At 63.9% G+C, this 15,356-nt stretch carries 18 protein-coding genes; 12 read left to right on the forward strand and 6 right to left on the reverse strand.

Annotation, left to right across the window (positions count from 1 at the left end; translation table 11 throughout):
- Positions 1–40: 40 nt before the first annotated feature.
- Positions 41–1,054 carry a LacI family DNA-binding transcriptional regulator gene (locus ACTHNE_RS04905; RefSeq protein ID WP_440268676.1) on the reverse strand — a complete coding sequence of 338 codons (1,014 nt, stop codon included), beginning with the start codon at positions 1,052–1,054 and terminating at the stop codon, positions 41–43.
- Between the two features lie 324 nt (positions 1,055–1,378).
- Complete coding sequence (locus ACTHNE_RS04910; protein WP_324939590.1) at positions 1,379–1,948, reverse strand: hydrolase; 570 nt, start codon at positions 1,946–1,948, stop codon at positions 1,379–1,381.
- Positions 1,949–2,023: 75 nt separating this feature from the next.
- Between ACTHNE_RS04910 and ACTHNE_RS04915 the strand changes: the two genes are divergently transcribed.
- Positions 2,024–2,611 carry a TetR/AcrR family transcriptional regulator gene (locus ACTHNE_RS04915; RefSeq protein WP_324939587.1) on the forward strand — a complete coding sequence of 196 codons (588 nt, stop codon included), beginning with the start codon at positions 2,024–2,026 and terminating at the stop codon, positions 2,609–2,611.
- Between the two features lies 1 nt (position 2,612).
- Here ACTHNE_RS04915 and ACTHNE_RS04920 read toward each other — a convergent pair whose 3' ends face one another.
- Positions 2,613–3,044, reverse strand: coding sequence for a DUF4156 domain-containing protein (locus tag ACTHNE_RS04920; RefSeq protein WP_324939584.1), 432 nt, complete (start codon positions 3,042–3,044; stop codon positions 2,613–2,615).
- Positions 3,045–3,327: 283 nt separating this feature from the next.
- Between ACTHNE_RS04920 and ACTHNE_RS04925 the strand changes: the two genes are divergently transcribed.
- The 9 genes from ACTHNE_RS04925 to ACTHNE_RS04965 are packed head-to-tail and all read left to right on the forward strand — an operon-like array spanning position 3,328 to position 9,009.
- Complete coding sequence (locus ACTHNE_RS04925) at positions 3,328–3,534, forward strand: hypothetical protein (RefSeq protein WP_324939581.1); 207 nt, start codon at positions 3,328–3,330, stop codon at positions 3,532–3,534.
- Positions 3,535–3,567: 33 nt separating this feature from the next.
- Positions 3,568–3,741 carry a hypothetical protein gene (locus ACTHNE_RS04930; RefSeq protein WP_324939579.1) on the forward strand — a complete coding sequence of 58 codons (174 nt, stop codon included), beginning with the start codon at positions 3,568–3,570 and terminating at the stop codon, positions 3,739–3,741.
- 39 nt (positions 3,742–3,780) lie between these two features.
- Complete coding sequence (gene trmL, locus ACTHNE_RS04935) at positions 3,781–4,251, forward strand: tRNA (uridine(34)/cytosine(34)/5-carboxymethylaminomethyluridine(34)-2'-O)-methyltransferase TrmL (RefSeq protein WP_324939576.1); 471 nt, start codon at positions 3,781–3,783, stop codon at positions 4,249–4,251.
- Positions 4,252–4,300: 49 nt separating this feature from the next.
- Positions 4,301–4,951, forward strand: a complete 651-nt coding sequence (locus tag ACTHNE_RS04940; RefSeq protein WP_324939573.1) for a ubiquinone biosynthesis accessory factor UbiJ — start codon at positions 4,301–4,303, stop codon at positions 4,949–4,951.
- Positions 4,948–6,594, forward strand: coding sequence for a ubiquinone biosynthesis regulatory protein kinase UbiB (gene ubiB / locus ACTHNE_RS04945; RefSeq protein WP_324939570.1), 1,647 nt, complete (start codon positions 4,948–4,950; stop codon positions 6,592–6,594). Before ACTHNE_RS04940 ends, ubiB begins: the two co-directional genes overlap by 4 nt.
- A 14-nt stretch (positions 6,595–6,608) precedes the next feature.
- Positions 6,609–7,316, forward strand: a complete 708-nt coding sequence (locus tag ACTHNE_RS04950; protein ID WP_324939568.1) for a pseudouridine synthase — start codon at positions 6,609–6,611, stop codon at positions 7,314–7,316.
- Between the two features lie 24 nt (positions 7,317–7,340).
- On the forward strand, positions 7,341–7,763 hold the full coding sequence (gene arfB / locus ACTHNE_RS04955; protein WP_324939565.1) for an alternative ribosome rescue aminoacyl-tRNA hydrolase ArfB: 423 nt from the start codon (positions 7,341–7,343) through the stop codon (positions 7,761–7,763).
- Positions 7,760–8,359, forward strand: a complete 600-nt coding sequence (locus ACTHNE_RS04960) for a 1-acyl-sn-glycerol-3-phosphate acyltransferase (protein WP_324939562.1) — start codon at positions 7,760–7,762, stop codon at positions 8,357–8,359. Before arfB ends, ACTHNE_RS04960 begins: the two co-directional genes overlap by 4 nt.
- 20 nt (positions 8,360–8,379) lie before the next feature.
- Complete coding sequence (locus ACTHNE_RS04965) at positions 8,380–9,009, forward strand: LysE family translocator (protein ID WP_440268678.1); 630 nt, start codon at positions 8,380–8,382, stop codon at positions 9,007–9,009.
- 61 nt (positions 9,010–9,070) lie between these two features.
- Here the strand turns inward: ACTHNE_RS04965 and ACTHNE_RS04970 are convergent, their stop codons facing one another.
- Positions 9,071–9,514 carry a nuclear transport factor 2 family protein gene (locus tag ACTHNE_RS04970; RefSeq protein WP_324939559.1) on the reverse strand — a complete coding sequence of 148 codons (444 nt, stop codon included), beginning with the start codon at positions 9,512–9,514 and terminating at the stop codon, positions 9,071–9,073.
- A 94-nt stretch (positions 9,515–9,608) separates the two neighbouring features.
- A complete protein-coding gene (locus ACTHNE_RS04975) occupies positions 9,609–10,622 on the reverse strand; it encodes a LysR family transcriptional regulator (RefSeq protein ID WP_414649710.1) in 1,014 nt (337 codons plus the stop codon).
- Between the two features lie 160 nt (positions 10,623–10,782).
- Here ACTHNE_RS04975 and aceB point away from each other — a divergent pair, with 160 nt between their 5' ends.
- Entirely contained in the window at positions 10,783–12,378 is a 1,596-nt protein-coding gene (gene aceB / locus ACTHNE_RS04980; RefSeq protein ID WP_324939556.1) for a malate synthase A, read from the forward strand.
- 33 nt (positions 12,379–12,411) lie between these two features.
- On the forward strand, positions 12,412–13,707 hold the full coding sequence (gene aceA / locus ACTHNE_RS04985; protein ID WP_324939553.1) for an isocitrate lyase: 1,296 nt from the start codon (positions 12,412–12,414) through the stop codon (positions 13,705–13,707).
- Between the two features lie 57 nt (positions 13,708–13,764).
- Here the strand turns inward: aceA and ACTHNE_RS04990 are convergent, their stop codons facing one another.
- On the reverse strand, positions 13,765–15,282 hold the full coding sequence (locus ACTHNE_RS04990) for a YifB family Mg chelatase-like AAA ATPase (RefSeq protein ID WP_324939550.1): 1,518 nt from the start codon (positions 15,280–15,282) through the stop codon (positions 13,765–13,767).
- Between the last annotated feature and the right edge of the window lie 74 nt (positions 15,283–15,356).

Here is a 15,356-nt window from a genome sequence, read left to right on the forward strand (position 1 = left end):
TGGCTCTCTCCCCGGCACGCTGGCGATGATGGTTCGGTGGCTAGGATCGGGCGGCCCCGCAGGAGGCGCGCACGACGATTTCGCAGGGCAATACTTCGCTTCGCGCCGGGAACGCTCCCGGCGTTTCCAACTCGGCAATGAGGCGCGTGAACGCGGCACGGCCGAGGTCGGCGATGCGCACGCGCACGGTGGTGAGCTGCGGCGTCACGTAGCGCGCGATCGGCACGTCGTCGAAACCCGCCAGCGCGATGTCGTCGGGGACGCGCAGCCCGCTTTCGGCGAGCGCGATGAGGCAGCCGACCGCCATCATGTCGTTGGCGGCGAACACGGCCTGCGGGCGCGGCTTTTTGGTCAATAGTTCGCGGCCGGCGCGATAGCCCGATTCCTCGGTGAAATCGCCATCGACGATGATGAGTGGCACGCCCGGCGCATGCTTGGTCATGGCGGCGCGATAGCCTTTTTCGCGTTGCTGCGCATCGAAGTTGGTCTTCGGGCCGCTGATGAAGGCAACCTGCTGATGCCCCGCTTCGACCAGGTGCCGCACCATGGCGACAGCGCCGGCGCGGTTGTCGATGTTCAGCACCGGATAGCGCGTGCTTTTGACCGGGCTGTCCAGCAGTACGGCCGGCAGTTTCTCGGGAAGGTTTTCTTGCAGGAACGCTGCATCGACGTATTCGGAAAAAATCAGCATGCCATCCACGCGTCCGCGCATCGCACGCACTGCGGCGGCGGCATCCGCCACGCCATCGTGCGAGCTGGATACCAGCAAGTGCAGTCCGCGTGCACGTGCGGCCAGGTCGATGCCGCGGATCAGTTCCGAAAAGAATTCGCCATACAGGTCCGGCAGCACCGCGCCAATGGTGTGCGTGCGGCCGGTGATCAGGCTGCGTGCGGCATTGTCCGGGATGTAATTGAGGCGCGAGGCCACTTCACGCACGATCTTCTGCGTTTCGGGCGTAACCCCGCCCAGGCCGTTGAGCACACGCGATACCGAAGCGACCGAGACGTTTGCCTCGCGCGCAACATCCTTGATGGTTGCGTTTTTGGTCGTCATCGAAAGCGTCCTCTTGTTGGATGAATGTCCCTACATCCTAAAGGGCCGGCGCAAACGTAAACGTTTTCATGGCGGCTTGTAAAGGCGTTGCTGTAAACGTTTACGTTGCGACGCAAAAACCGGACGCGCTAATCAACTCACACAAATGCGCATGGTCGGCGCCATGACGCTTCGGGCAGCGTGCAGACCTTCACGCGGCGACGCAGCAAGAACGACCGCCGGGGAGGTCCTTGGCGGACAAATGGGCGTGAAGAGAACGTCGCGTAGCGGTATCGGATGCGCGAACGGACCGGTGTGACGATGCGAACCTTCAGGATTCGCCACTCAATGGAGCATCTCCAACACCTGCGCCGTTGCGCGCACACGTCCCAGTCTTGGGAAGATGGTATCGATCGCAAAGGCATGCTGCTCGCCGCTCTTCGCGCTCATCGCATCCGCAGCGAAGACGATGCCGAATCCGAGCTCCCACGCGTTGCGCGCGGTGGACTCCACGCCGATGTTGGTGGCGATGCCGCCGAGCACGATGTGCTCGACACCGCGGCGACGCAACTGCAGTTCCAGTTCGGTGCCGTAGAACGCGCCCCATTGGCGCTTGATGATGCGGATGTCGCTGTCGATGACGCCCAATTCGTCGGGAAAGTCCCACCAGTCTTCCGACTTCGGCCTCGCAGGCGGCGGCTGATCGACCGGCTGGCGTAACGCGTCGCCGCCGTCGGCGGACCAGCCCACACGCACCAGCACCACCGGCGAGCCAAGCTCATGAAAACGCCTGGTCAACGCGCCGGCCTTGGCCAGCACTTCAGCGGCAGTGTGGGGGCCGGCCGCGAACGGTAGGATACCCTTCTGCAAATCGACGAGAACAAGCGCCGTGCGGCGCGGATCGAGCTTTTCCACGAGATGCTCCATTCGAAAAGTGAGGATATCCTCACTTTGGAGTTTATGAGGATGCCCTCACAAAATTCAACCGATGTGCGTCGCAAACCCCAACGCCAACGCGGTCACGAGCGTGTGGCCGCGCTGCTGGAGGCGGCCGGCGCGTGCTTTGTCGAGAAAGGCTACGACGGTACGACGATGACCGAGGTGGCGGCGCGCGCCGGTGCGTCGATCGGATCGCTGTATCAATTTTTTCCCACCAAGGAAGCGCTGGCGCGCGCGCTGATGCAGCAATACGCGCAAGCGGTTTACGAAGAACTTGGCAAGTTTGCCGAACCCTCGGCGCACTGGAGCCTGGAAGAGTGGGCCGAACGACTGTGCGGATTCCTGATCCATTTCCGCAAACGCCATCCTGCGTTCGTGCCGCTAGTGGAATCCATGCCGATGCCGGCCGCCGATGGTTTGCACATTCGCCGCCGTTTGCGCGCCGAACTGCAGGCGCTGTTGGCACGCCGCGCACCCCATCGTTCGGATGAACAGATGTATGCGGCGGCGGTCGTCGTGCAACAGATGATGAAAGGCGCCGCGGCGATCCAGGCGGAACCGGGCATGCCGGGCCGCCAGGCGGCCTTGCTGGAAATGCAGAACGCCATGCAGGCGTATCTGCATGGCGTCTTCGGCTAACTCAACCGCCTTTTGCGGGATACGTCTGGAATCCCCCGCCTTGCTGCTGAGGCGGTTGCGGCATAGGCTGCGCACCCTGGTTTTGCACCGGCGGCGGCGTGGACGAGCCCGGCTGGCGGCTGCCGCATACATACGCTTCCCAGGCTTGCGAACCGTCCACCGGTTCGCCCAAGGGCTTGATGGTGTCCGCATGCATGCCCAGGGCACTGTTGCGCGCCTGCACCTGCAGTTCGTCGCGCACCTTGATGTCGTTGCGGTCGAACGGCCCGACGCGGCTCATCACCGAGACGGTGATCTTGCCCAGGTCGCGGCAACCGGTGACCTCGCCGCTCCACACGGTGCGAACGCTGTTCGAACCCGGATCGGGATTGATGCCCCAGGTACAGCCGCCGAGCAGCACGGCAGGTGCGAACAGCAGCAGGGTCTTGCGCATAGGTAACTCCATCGAAGCGAGAAGGGTCAGAGCAACTGCATCGCATCGTAGCGCGCCGCCATGGCTCAACGCAGAACGCCTGCTTAGCGCAACGCAGCTGGCTGGCCCGCGGACACTGTCCGATGCGGCGTGTCCGGTGTCCGCGGACAATCCGCCGCATCCGTACATGCAGAGTCAAACCCTTTTACATCAACGCATTGCGCCTGCAAACGGGGCTGGCACGGGGATTGCTGACAAATGGGCGTAGGCCTCGAGCCTCTTTTATCGAAATGGAGATGCGGACATGAAATTCGAAACAGTGATCCTGCGCGGCTTGTTCGTGGCATGCATGCTGGTGTGCGGACTGATCCTGGCGGCCATGGTCACCAGCAGGCCCGCGCCGATGCATCTGGCCTTCACCAGCTCGATCGCCGCCTTGCTGACCTCGGCGCCGTCCTCCTGCGTGGTGCCCTTCGTCGACGACATGATCTGCGTGCGCTCGGCGGGTTGAGCCTTCCCTCAAGACGTTATACGGAGAACCACCATGAAATTCGAAACGCTATTTCTTCGCGGTCTGTTCGGCGCCTGCGTACTGGCATGCGGACTCACGCTGCTGGCGATGGTGATGGCCAAGCCTGCTTCGGCCATGCCGGCGGCAGGGCACACGGTCGCCGCGGTCGCCTCCAGCGCGACGGGGCATGCACGGACGGCCGGCTGATCGCCGCACATTTGTGCCGGCCCATCCGATAATGGCGGCATGCTGCATGTCATTCTCTTCCGCCCCGAAATCCCGCCCAACACCGGCAACGTGATCCGCCTGTGCGCCAACACCGGCGCCGCGCTGCACCTGATCCGTCCGCTGGGCTTCGAACTGGACGATGCGCGCCTGCGACGCGCCGGCCTGGATTACCACGAATACGCGCGCGTCAGCGTACACGACGATCTGGATACCTGCCTCGCCGCGCTCGATCATCCGCGCGTCTTCGCGTTTTCTACACGTGGCCGCAACTGGCACGTGGAAGCGCAGTTCAAACCCGGCGATGCCTTGCTGTTCGGCTGCGAAACCGCCGGCCTGCCCGATACGGTGTTGTCCGCATTGCCGGCCGAGCAGCGACTGCGGCTGCCGATGCGCGCCGACAGCCGCAGCTTGAATCTTTCCAACAGCGTGGCCGTGGCGGTGTATGAAGCGTGGCGACAGCTTGGCTTTCCGAATGCGGCCCGCCCCTGAGAAGGGTTGATCACGGCAAGCGCAGCGCGCGCCCGGCTACAATCGCGGCATGACTGCACCTGCTGCCCCCGATCTGTTGCCCCGGCCGTTGCGCAAGCTGGCCGGCCGCGCGCTGGAAAGCGCACTCAACCACGCGCTTTCGCTCGATCCGGAAAGCCTGGCCAAGCTCGCCTCGCTCGATGGGCGCAGCGTGCAACTGCATCTGCAAGGCGTGGGCGTGGCGCTGGCGATAACCGTCGAAGGCCAGCGTTTGAAGGTGGGGCCGGCGGCGGAACGCAGCGATTTGCGCGTGGCGGCGACACCCGGCAGCCTGCTTTCCATGCTGTTCCGCCGTCACGACGAAAGCCTGGCGCCGGGCAAAGTCGAGATCGCCGGCGATGCGGAACTGGCGCGGCGCCTGGAAAAACTGGCCAGCGGCTTCGCGCCGGATTTCGAGGAAGCCTTCGCCCGCAGCTTCGGCGACGTGCTCGGCGTGCCGTTGGCCAAGGCGGTGCGCGAAGGTCTGGCGCATGCGCGCGAAACGGCGTCGCATCTCAGCCAGGACAGTGCGGCCTGGCTGCGCGATGAAACCGGCATCGCCGTCGCACCGGGCGAAGTGGAACGCTTTCTCGACGACGTCGACACCTTGCGCGAACGCAGCGAACGACTGGAAGCACGGCTGGCACGGCTCGAACGCCTGCACCAGGGAGCGCGCTCGTGACGTCGTGGAAGGTGGTACCCGGCTTGCTGCGCGTCGCCATCGTCCTGTTGCGCTATCGACTCGACGAGCTGGTCGACGCCACTCATTTGTTCCGTCCGCTGAAGTTCGTGCGTCCCCTGCTGGGGCGACCAGTGGTGGATGTGCGCCCGCTGTCGCGCGGCGCACGCATTCGGCTGGCCTTGAACGAGTTGGGGCCGATCTTCGTCAAGGCCGGCCAGATCCTGTCGACGCGGCGTGACCTGGTACCCGCCGACATCGCCGATGAGCTGGCCTTGCTGCAGGATCAGGTGCCACCGTTCCCCGGCGATCAGGCGCGCGCCATCATCGAGCGCGAATTGAAGCTGCCGGTCGGCACGCTGTACGCCAGTTTCGATCCGGTACCGCTGGCTTCGGCATCGATCTCGCAGGTGCACGCCGCCACGCTGCACGATGGGCGTGCGGTGGTGGTGAAGGTGCTGCGTCCGCGCATCAACGAGCGCATCGCGCGCGACGTGAGCCTGCTGCATTCGCTGGGCGAAATGGCGCAGCGCTGGCATCCGAACGCGGATAAGATCCGCCCGCTCGACGCGGTGGCCGAAGTCGAGAAGATGCTGGAGAACGAGCTGGACCTGCAGCGCGAAGGCGCCAACGCCAGCCTGTTGCGGCGCAATTTCATCAGCGGTGTCGACCTGTACGTGCCGGAAGTGCATTGGGAGCTCACCACCGCCAGCGTGCTCACGCTGGAGCGCGTCACCGGCGTTTCCTGCGACGACATCATTGCCATCGACGCGGCCGGCATCGATCGCAAGCAACTGGCCGCCAAGGGTGTGCGCCTGTTCTACGAACAGGTGTTCCGCGACAACTTTTTCCACGCCGATGCGCACCCGGGCAACATCTGGGTAGATCCGACCCGCGCGAATGAACCGCGCTTCATCGCGCTGGATTTCGGCATCATGGGCTCGCTGCCCGAGGCCGACCAGTATTGGCTGGCACAGAATTTCATCGCGCTGTTCGAGCGGGATTACGCACGCATCGCCAAGCTGCACGTGGATGCAGGCTGGATGCCGGCCAGCGTGCGGCTGGACGAATTGGAAGCAGCCGTGCGCACGGTGTGCGAGCCGTATTTCACCCGGCCGCTGTCGCAGATCTCGTTGGCCGAACTGGTGGTGAAATTGTTCCAGACCGCGCGCCGCTTCGAGCTCACGCTGCAGCCGCAGCTGATCCTGCTGCAGAAAACCTTGCTCAATATCGAAGGCGTGGGCCGGCTGCTCGATCCGGACATCGATATATGGGCGGTGGCGCATCCGGTGCTCAAGCGGATTCTGCGCGAACGTTACAGCCCCTTGCGCACCATGCGCGAAATTCGCAAGCGCATTCCGGAGTGGTTCCACAATGCGCCGCAGCTCCCGGAACTGGTGCGTGATGCCATGCGTCAGATCGCACTGGGGGAACAGCGCTTGCTGCATGACGCAGAACACCTCACGCATCAGCGCCGGCTGGTGCGCCGCATGCTGGAAGTAATGGGCAGCGCGTTGTTGGGCACGACCTTGTTGATCTGCGCCACGGTGCTGTGGACATTCGGGCATCCGCACGGCCCATTGCTGCCCATCGCCATGGCAGCATGTGGCTTTCTTTCGTTCGGATTCGGATGGATGCGACGGTAGCCTGCGCTTCATCCATGCTGGACATCCTTTACCAAGACGACGCCATCATCGCGGTCAACAAGCCTGCCGGCCTGGCCGTGCATCGCTCGAAGATGGTCGGCAATGCCGATACTTTCCTGATCGACGTGCTGCGCGAACAAGTCGGCGGCACGCTGTACCTGGCGCATCGGCTGGACCGCGCCACAAGCGGCGTGCTGCTGATCGCCCGCTCGACCGAGATCGCCGCCGCGCTCGGCGAGCAGTTCATGGGCCGCGGCGTGCACAAGCAATACCTCACGGTGGTGCGCGGCTGGCCGGAGCCGACGGAAGGTGTGGTCGATTATCCGTTGCCGGGTTCGCGCCAGACCGGCCCGCGCCGCGACGCGCGCACCGCCTATCGCCGGCTGGCCACGGTGGAAGTGCCGATCGCGCTGGGCCGTTATCCGCAGCAGCGGTATGCGCTGGTGCTGACCGAGCCGCAGACCGGCCGCTTCCGGCAGATCCGCAAGCACATGGCGCATCTGCATCACCCCGTAATCGGCGATTGCCAGCATGGCCGTAGCGACCACAACCGTCTCTACAAACAGTATTTCGGCTGTTACCGCATGCTGCTGCATGCGTGGCGGCTGCGCTTCCGGCATCCGCTCGACGGCCGGCCAATGCTGCTGGAGGCGCCGCTTGATGCAACGTTCCAGGCACTGCTGGAACGCTTCTGTTGGTCGTTGCCGACAGACGAAACGTAATGCCGACCAGCTAAACTTACGGCCATGTTGCCCGTAAGCCGATCCATCACCCTGCCGGAATCCGAGCTGGTCGTGCGTTTCCTGCGCGCCGACGGCCCCGGCGGCCAGCACGTCAACCGCACCGAAAGCGCGGTGGAATTGCGTTTTGATGTGGCGCAGTCGCCCTCCCTGCCGGAAGACGTGCGGGCACGCCTGTTCGCGCGCCGCGACCGGCGCATGACCGATGAGGGCGTGCTGGTGATCCAGGCACGCCGCTTCCGTGACCAAAGCCGCAACCGGGAAGACGCCCGCGAACGCCTGGTGGAGATCCTGCGCAGCGCGCTGATCGCGCCGAAGAAGCGCATCGCCACCAAGCCCTCCCGCGCCTCGCAACAACGCCGGCTGGAAAGCAAGCAGCAGCGGGGCAAGCTCAAGCAAAATCGTTCGCGTTCCTGGAGCCACGAGTGAGCGACGCGTTCCTGCCACCGGTGCCGCCGCAAGCCCCGTGCATCGACAGCCGTTTCTGGCCCTGGCTGATGCGCGGCCTGCTGCGGCTTTCCGGATGGCGCCTGCTGGGACAGCTTCCTGATCAGCCCAAAGTGATTTTGATCGGCGCACCGCATTCTTCCTATTGGGACGGCGTGTGGGGATTGATGATCAAGATCGCGCTGGGCATCAACATCAACATCATGATCAAGCGCGAAGTGCTGGAGGGGCCGCTGGGCATCATCCTGCGCCCGATCGGCATGATCCCCATCAACCGCAAGGCGGCCTTGAACGTGGTCGGCCAGATGGTGAAGCGCTTCGACGAACAGGAACGGATGTGGCTGGGCATTACGCCCGAGGGCACGCGCAAGCACGTCACGCATTGGAAATCCGGTTTTCTTCGCATTGCGCGCGAGGCGAACGTGCCGATCCAGCCGGTCTTCATCGACTACCCGAGCAAGACCTTCACGCTGGGGCCGCTGATCCGGGCCACCGATGATCCGGATGCGGACATGGCGGCGATCCGGGTGCTGTTTCGTCCGTATCGTGGCAAGCATCGCAATACCGAAGCACCATAAAACAGGGGATACACGTGGATATGTTCGGCATCCAGCATTACGAGGCGTTTCTGCTCGCCAGCATTGCGCTCAACCTCACGCCCGGACTGGATACCTTTTACATCCTTACGCGCAGTGGACGCGAAGGGCATGCGGTGGGTATGGCGGCGGCGCTGGGCATCAACGCCGGCTGCATCGTGCACACGCTTGCGGCAGTGCTGGGCATTTCGGCAATCCTCATGACCTCGGCGCTGGCCTTCAGCGTGTTGAAGTACCTGGGTGCGGCCTATCTGATATGGATCGGCCTGCGCATGACGCTCTCGCGCGCCACCACGCGGCAGCCGACCGAAACGCGCGGGAAGGGATTTGCCGCGGCGTTCCGGCAAGGCATGTTGACCAACGTGCTCAATCCCAAGGTGGCGCTGTTCTTTCTCGCCTTTCTGCCGCAATTCGTTTCCATGCACGCGGCGCATCCGCAGCTTGGATTGGTGCTGCTGGGCTTGAGCTTTATCGGCACCGGATTGACCTGGTCGACCGTACTGGCGCTGATGGGCGGGCGCATCCATCGCTTGTTGACCGCTCGCCCGCAGCTTGGGCAGTGGATGGATCGTGTGTGCGGAATGGTGCTGGTGGCGTTCGGCGTGAAGCTGGCGCTGCAGCAGCGCAGCTGACGTAGGTTGGGGTGCAAACCTCAACGTCGTTCCACCACCATGTTGGGGTTTGCACCCCAACCTACGGGCAATGGTCCTTTCTTTCGTTGTCGGACACGCCGATGATCAGCCAGCGGCCATCGATCTTGCCGAGCGTGAAGACATCCGTGCCGCAATGATCCACATGTCCGTTTAGCGAAAACCGGTAAGGCGCCCACACCACGGCAAGATCGTGATCGATATGCACCTTCGGATCATGGATACGCTCGGCCAGGCTGGCGCCACGATGTGCTGCGATGGTATCTGCCAGCCCTTCTATGCTCAGGCGATGCAATGCGCCATTTTGCACGCTGGTGATTTGAATGTTCGGCGCCACCACGGCGAGCATGCCGGCCTTGTCCTGCCGGCCGAATGCATCGAAGAAACGATGGATGGGTTCCAGCACCTGTGATGCCTCATCGGTGGCGTAGCAGGAACCCGCCAGACAGGTCATCGCGATGGCGAGCGGAAGGTGACGCGGCTTCATGGCGAGTATCCCTGGTTAGTGGGTGACGCTGCGCGAGGTTATCGCGGCGCTCGGCCATGCCCACGTGCCAAATGTCCAGGCCGGCACGTGTGGCTCAACGCTCCGAATGTCCCGGTTCGTCGTAATCGCGATGGGTCAGCAAACCCGGCCGAATCAGGTCGATGAACGCTTGCGCCTCCTTGCTCAGGAACTTCCCCTTGCGCATCACCACGCCATAACTGCGCTGCGGAAAATACTGGCGCATATTGCGCACGGCAAGGCGCTGGCGATCGGCGTCGGTGATGCAGATGCCAGTGACGATGGATATGCCTAAGCCCATCGCCACGTATTCCTTGATGACGTCCCAACCGCCGACTTCGATCGCGACGTGGTAGGACACCTGCCGCTGTTGGAACACCAGATCCACCAGGCGATAGGTGGACAGGCGTTGCGGCGGCAGGATCAGGCCGTAGGGCGAGAGGTCTTCCAGCAACACGCTTTCCTTGCGCGCCAGCGGATGATCCAGTGGCGTGATCAGCATCGGGTCGTAGTGATAGACCGGCGCCCAGGCGATGTCGTTGGGTACGTCGAGCATGGAGCCGACGGCGAAATCCGCTTCGTCCGCGCGCAACAGCGACAGGCCATCCTTGCCGGTGACGTTGGCCAGTTGCAGTTGCACGTCCGGAAAGCGCTCGCGGTACCGCCGCACCAGCTCGGGCAGCAGATACTGGATGGTGGAGGTGCCGGCCGCGACGGTGAGCTTGCCCGCCTGCATGCCCTTGACCCTGGCGTGGAACTGGCGATCGAGGTTTTCCCACCCTTCCACCAACGGCCGCGCCAACTCGTACAGCGCTTCGCCAGCGTCGGTGAGGTTGATGCGCCGCCGGCTTCGGTGCAGCAGTTCCGCCCCCAGCTCGCGCTCCAGCGCCTGCAACTGCAGGCTGACCGACGGCTGCGACAGATACAGCGCTTCCGCCGCACGGCTGAGCGTGCCCAGTTTGACCGTAGTGACGAAGGCGCGCATCTGCTTGAGCCGGCTGCCTTTGTAGTAATAGCGGCCGGCGTCGGGTGTGGATGGTGCCGCGCGCTTGCGCGTTTTCGGAGCGGTCGGCGGTAGCTTTTTTGTCATGTCCCGGCCTCCGGGCGAGCCCTTGGATGACAGCAGTTTCAATACCTTAGTGTATGTATTGATTTTTTTAATATCAAAAATTGAAACATTTGCTTTGTCAAATATAGGCTCACTGGCCTAGCGTTTCCACCCAGACCCAACCCTGAGATGGAGCAAACCCATGGCAGTACCCAGCGAAAAACTCGTCAGCCGGCCCGTCCAGGTTCATGCCAACATCGCCGGTTACGTGGACATTCTCACCCCTGACGCCCTGGCCTTCCTTGGCCGCCTGCACCGGTTCGCGGAACCCCGGCGCCAGCAGTTGCTGGCAGCCCGGCGCGAGCGCCAGGCCCGCTACGACGCGGGCGTGTTGCCGGATTTCCGGCCCGACACCCAGGCGATCCGCGAAGGCGACTGGACCGTGGCGCCGATTCCGGCCAGCTTGCAGGACCGTCGCGTGGAAATCACCGGCCCGGTCGAGCGCAAGATGATCATCAACGCGCTCAATTCCGGCGCGAAGGTGTTCATGGCCGATTTCGAGGATTCCTCCGCGCCAAGCTTCGCCAACCAGCTCGACGGCCAGGTCAATCTTTGCGATGCGGTGAACGGTCGGCTGGACTATCGCTCGCCCGAGGGCAAGCACTACCGCGTGGGTACCAACCCGGCATTGCTGGTGGTCCGCCCGCGCGGTTGGCATCTGCCGGAACGGCATATCACAGTGGACGGCGAAACGATCGCAGGTGCGCTGGTCGACTTTGGCCTGTTCGCCTTTCACAACGCTCGCGCGCTATATGCGCAGCAACGTGGCCCGTACTTCTACCTGCCCAAGCTCGAAGCGATGGAAGAAGCCGCCCTTTGGGACGAGGTGATGGCGCTGGCCGAGGACGAACTCGACCTGCCGTACGGCACAATGAAAGCCACCGTGCTGATCGAAACGCTGCCGGCGGTGTTCCAGATGCACGAGATTCTCTACGCGTTGCGCGAGCGCGCGGTCGGCCTCAATTGCGGACGCTGGGATTACATTTTTTCTTACCTGAAGACCTTCCGCGGCCACCGCGATCGCCTGCTGCCCGACCGCGGCCAGGTCGTGATGACGGTGCCGTTCCTGAAAGCGTATTCCGAACTGCTGATCCAGACTTGCCACCGTCGCGGCGCCTTCGCCATGGGCGGCATGGCGGCGCAGATCCCGATCAAGAACGACGACGAAGCGAACGAGGCAGCGCTGGCCAAGGTGCGCGCCGACAAGCTGCGCGAGGTGCAGGCCGGCCATGACGGCACTTGGGTGGCGCATCCCGCATTGGTGCCGGTGGCGCTGGAGATTTTCGATCGCCACATGCCGACGCCGAACCAGTTGCACGTAAAGCGCGAGGACGTGCATGCCGAGCGCGACACGCTGATCGCACCCTGCAGTGGCACCATCACCCGCGCCGGTTTCGACAACAACGTGGAAGTGGCGCTGCGCTACACCGCGGCATGGTTGGAAGGCTTGGGCTGCGTGCCGATCCACAACCTGATGGAAGACGCGGCCACTGCGGAGATCGCGCGCGCGCAGTTGTGGCAGTGGCTGCACCATGGCGACCTGGTGTTTCCCGATCATGCACCGATCGATTTCGCGTTGTTCGACCACGCGCTCGCCACGCATGCGCACCGTCTGCAGGAAAGCACGCTGCCCGGTGCACGTCGTGCCGCCGACGCCGCGCAGTTGCTATCGGCGTTGACGCACGCCGACGAACTCGGCGACTTCCTCACGCTTCCCGCTTACGAACAGCTCGCCTGAGCGCGCGCCGTCCAACCATTACGGAGTGACATCATGAAAACGCATTTGCCGACTGCCGAACAGATCGCACTGGACTGGAAAAACAATCCGCGCTGGGCCGGTGTCCAGCGCAGCTACACCGCCGAAGATGTGGTGCGCTTGCGCGGCACGGTAAGCATCGAGCATTCGCTGGCGCGTCGTGGTGCGGAACGCTTGTGGAAATCGCTGCACAAGGAGCCGTTCGTCAACGCACTTGGTGCATTGACCGGCAATCAGGCGATGCAACAGGTGAAAGCGGGCCTGCAGGCGATCTATCTGAGCGGCTGGCAGGTGGCCGCCGACGCCAACGTGGCCGGCGAGATGTATCCGGATCAATCGCTGTATCCGGCCAACTCGGTGCCGCAGGTGGTCAAGCGCATCAACAACACCTTGCTGCGCGCCGACCAGTTGCATCATGCCGAAGGCCAGGACGATACCGACTGGCTGGTGCCGATCGTCGCCGATGCAGAGGCGGGCTTCGGCGGCGTGCTCAATGCGTTCGAGTTGATGAAGGCGATGATCGAAGCAGGCGCTGCGGGCGTACATTTCGAGGACCAGCTTGCATCGGTGAAGAAATGCGGCCACATGGGTGGCAAAGTATTGGTGCCCACGCGCGAAGCGGTCGAGAAGTTGAACGCCGCGCGCCTTGCGGCCGATGTCGCCGGCGTGCCGACCATTCTGGTGGCACGTACGGATGCGGATGCGGCCGATCTGCTTACCTCCGACATCGACGAGAACGATCAACCGTTCACCACCGGCGAGCGCACCGTCGAAGGCTTCTTCCGCGTGCGTCCCGGCATCGAGCAAGCCATCAGCCGCGGCCTGGCGTATGCGCCGTACGCCGATCTGGTGTGGTGCGAAACCAGCCAGCCGAACCTGGAACAGGCGCGCCAGTTCGCCGAAGCGATCCATGCGAAGTTCCCGGGCAAGCTGCTCGCCTACAACTGCTCGCCCAGCTTCAACTGGAAGCGCAACCTGGACGACGCCACCATCGCGAAATTCCAGCGCGAACTCGGCGCGATGGGATACAAGTTCCAGTTCATCACGCTTGCCGGCTTCCATAGCCTGAACTACGGCATGTTCGAGCTGGCCCACGCCTATGCGCGCCGGCAGATGAGTGCGTTCGTGGAATTGCAGGAGAAGGAATTTGCGGCGGCGGAGCTGGGCTTTACCGCGGTGAAGCATCAGCGCGAAGTGGGCACCGGTTATTTCGATGCGGTGACGCAGGCGATCCAGCAGGGCAAGTCGTCGACCACCGCACTGAAAGGCTCGACGGAGGAAGCGCAATTCCATCGCGCGTCGGCGGCGTAGCTTTTTTATCGTCACTCCCTTCTCCATGCATGTGGAGAAGGGAGTGGAATGGATGAGTCAGTCGGATACCAGAGACAGGCGGCGGTATTGCAATGCTTCGGCCAGATGCTGCCGATCCAGCGCCGCCGCGCCGTGATCCAGATCGGCAATCGTACGCGCCACGCGCAGGGTTCGATGATAGGCGCGCGCGGAAAGCCCCAGCCGCTCCAGCGCCGTATCGAACCATCTGCGTTCTGTCGGCCCCAACGCGCAATCGCGCTCCAGTTCGCGATTGCTAATTTCCGCATTCGGTCGGCCAGCACGCGCAAGCGCATGCTGGCGCGCACGCATCACACGCTTGCGCACCGTGGCCGAATCCTCGCCTTGCGAATTGCGCTGGGCGCTCAATTCGCTCAAGGGCACGGCGGGCACTTCCACGCACAAATCAATGCGATCGAACAGCGGGCCGGAAATGCGCGAGCGATAACGCTGTACCTGATCGGGCGTGCAACGGCAGCGCTGGCGCGTATCGCCGGCATAGCCACACGGGCACGGGTTCATCGCCGCCACCAGTTGGAATTGGGCGGGAAAGCGAAGCTGGCGGGCCGCGCGGGAAATCAGAATGCTCCCCGACTCCAGCGGTTCACGCAGCACTTCCAGGACGTGGCGGCTGAATTCCGGCAGCTCATCCAGGAACAGCACGCCGTTGTGGGCGAGGGAGATTTCCCCGGGCCGCGGCGCCGAACCGCCACCGACCAGCGCCACCGCCGAGGCCGTATGGTGCGGCGCGCGAAAGGGACGGCGACGCCAATGCATGGGGTCCACGGACTGTCCCGCCACCGACAGCACGGCGCAGGTTTCAAGCGCCTCCGATTCGGTCATCGGCGGCAGGATGCCGGGCAGGCGTTCGGCCAGCATGGTCTTGCCGGTACCAGGGGGGCCCATCAGCAACAGGTGATGGCCGCCGACGGCGGCGATCTCCAGCGCGCGCCGCGCCTGCAGTTGGCCGCGCACGTCGATCAGGTCGGGGCCGGCGGCGGTGTCGGGCGCCAGGGTGAGCGCAGATATCGGTTGCAACAGTTCCTGCGAACCGCGCAGCCAGCCGCAAACGTCCGCAAGTGTGTCAGCCACACGAACGTCCACTTCCGAGATCAACGCGGCTTCGTCGGCATTCGCCCGCGGCACCACCACGCGACGGCCACGCGCACGCGCGCGCAGCAAGGCCGGCAGCACGCCGGAAACGGGACGCAGCTGGCCAGAAAGCGCCAGTTCGCCTAGAAATTCGCAGTCGTCGAGCTTTTCGCGGGGAACCTGATTGCCCGCGGCCAGGATGCCCAGCGCAATAGCCAGATCGAAGCGGCCGCCGTCCTTGGGCAGCTCCGCCGGGGCGAGGTTTACCGTGACCTTGCGGTTGGGGTATTCGAACGCGGCGCTGAGGATCGCCACGCGCACCCGATCGCGCGCTTCGCGTACCGCTGCCTCGGGCAGGCCGACAATATGAGTGCTGGGCAAGCCGCCGGACAGGTGCACTTCCACCATCACTTGCGGTGCGGCCACCCCTTCCTGGGCTCGGCTTAGCGTAACGGCCAGGCTCATAAAATGCTGCGAGGGGGCATGCGGATGGCGTCGCTGCTTGGTCGATCCATCGAGCGACTCCGTGGGATCTCGGG

The sequence above is a fragment of the Dyella sp. genome (assembly GCF_051954575.1).
Lineage (GTDB): Bacteria > Pseudomonadota > Gammaproteobacteria > Xanthomonadales > Rhodanobacteraceae > Dyella_B.

What these genes read in the sequence shown, in the direction of transcription:
- ACTHNE_RS04990 (WP_324939550.1), bottom strand. Translation starts at nt 15,282, where the DNA reads ATGAGCCTGGCCGTTACGCTAAGCCGAGCCCAGGAAGGGGTGGCCGCA.
- ACTHNE_RS04965 (WP_440268678.1), top strand. Translation starts at nt 8,380, where the DNA reads ATGTTCGGCATCCAGCATTACGAGGCGTTTCTGCTCGCCAGCATTGCG.
- ACTHNE_RS04920 (WP_324939584.1), bottom strand. Translation starts at nt 3,044, where the DNA reads ATGCGCAAGACCCTGCTGCTGTTCGCACCTGCCGTGCTGCTCGGCGGC.
- ACTHNE_RS04905 (WP_440268676.1), bottom strand. Translation starts at nt 1,054, where the DNA reads ATGACGACCAAAAACGCAACCATCAAGGATGTTGCGCGCGAGGCAAAC.
- trmL (WP_324939576.1), top strand. Translation starts at nt 3,781, where the DNA reads ATGCTGCATGTCATTCTCTTCCGCCCCGAAATCCCGCCCAACACCGGC.
- ACTHNE_RS04970 (WP_324939559.1), bottom strand. Translation starts at nt 9,514, where the DNA reads ATGAAGCCGCGTCACCTTCCGCTCGCCATCGCGATGACCTGTCTGGCG.
- ACTHNE_RS04975 (WP_414649710.1), bottom strand. Translation starts at nt 10,622, where the DNA reads ATGACAAAAAAGCTACCGCCGACCGCTCCGAAAACGCGCAAGCGCGCG.
- ACTHNE_RS04950 (WP_324939568.1), top strand. Translation starts at nt 6,609, where the DNA reads ATGCTGGACATCCTTTACCAAGACGACGCCATCATCGCGGTCAACAAG.
- arfB (WP_324939565.1), top strand. Translation starts at nt 7,341, where the DNA reads ATGTTGCCCGTAAGCCGATCCATCACCCTGCCGGAATCCGAGCTGGTC.
- aceB (WP_324939556.1), top strand. Translation starts at nt 10,783, where the DNA reads ATGGCAGTACCCAGCGAAAAACTCGTCAGCCGGCCCGTCCAGGTTCAT.
- aceA (WP_324939553.1), top strand. Translation starts at nt 12,412, where the DNA reads ATGAAAACGCATTTGCCGACTGCCGAACAGATCGCACTGGACTGGAAA.
- ACTHNE_RS04930 (WP_324939579.1), top strand. Translation starts at nt 3,568, where the DNA reads ATGAAATTCGAAACGCTATTTCTTCGCGGTCTGTTCGGCGCCTGCGTA.
- ACTHNE_RS04940 (WP_324939573.1), top strand. Translation starts at nt 4,301, where the DNA reads ATGACTGCACCTGCTGCCCCCGATCTGTTGCCCCGGCCGTTGCGCAAG.
- ACTHNE_RS04925 (WP_324939581.1), top strand. Translation starts at nt 3,328, where the DNA reads ATGAAATTCGAAACAGTGATCCTGCGCGGCTTGTTCGTGGCATGCATG.